General features: G+C 62.1%; 1 protein-coding gene. It reads left to right on the top strand.

Annotated features, from left to right (window positions below; all coding sequences use genetic code 11):
• Window positions 1-51: 51 nt before the first annotated feature.
• Window positions 52-803: amidohydrolase family protein (locus EB835_RS20190; protein WP_240688891.1), on the top strand; the 752-nt coding region annotated here is incomplete at its 3' end.

Genomic DNA, 803 nt, shown 5'->3' with positions numbered 1-803 from the left:
CCCATCAGGGTCCGCGCCGGAATCTATCCCGAGCACCTCGACCGGGCAAAGGTGAATGGTGATCGGACTGGCTCCATTCTCGACGGAACGACTGCCCGTGTCTCGGTTGGTCCACTCAAGATCATCACTGATGGTTCGCTCAACACCCGAACAGCTCTTTGCTACGACCCGTACCCGGATCAAACGGGGCCGGAGGCACATGGCATTACTCGGTATTCGACGGCTGAACTCATTTCGCTCTTGCGAGAGGGACAGAGTATTGGGTTGGTGCCGACCATTCACGCCATCGGAGATCATGCAAACGCTATCGCCCTCGATGCTTTCGACGCCGTTGGCGTCCGTGGCATGATCGAACACGCTCAGCTGGTCGCACGCACAGACCTGCCGAGATTTGCAGCACTCGGCGTGACGGCAAGCGTACAACCGGAGCACGCTGTCGACGACCGCGATGTCGCAGACCGGCATTGGCCCGGCCGTACCGACATCGCGTTCGCCTTCCGCTCTCTCGTCGACGCCGGAGCCCACGTCGTCCTGGGTTCGGATGCTCCTGTCGCACCACTCGACCCGTGGGTGACGATGGCCGCTGCCGTCCACCGCACGCGCGGTGTTCGAGAGCCGTGGCACCCCGAGCAGAGAATCCGCCTCGACGAAGCCTACCGTGCGAGTGCAAGAACGTCTGTATCGGTGGGAGACGTCGCCGATATCGTAGTTACGGACCTCGATCCGCGTGACTGCGACGCCGAGCAACTCAGGAATATGCCGGTGTCGGGGACTCTGATCGCCGGGGAAGCCACACACTGGTC

This window comes from Brevibacterium sp. S22, from assembly GCF_004745485.1.
Classification (GTDB): Bacteria; Actinomycetota; Actinomycetes; order Actinomycetales; family Brevibacteriaceae; genus Brevibacterium.
The sequence above is the reverse complement of the archived record's forward strand: the minus strand, read 5'-3'. Positions and strand labels throughout refer to the sequence as shown.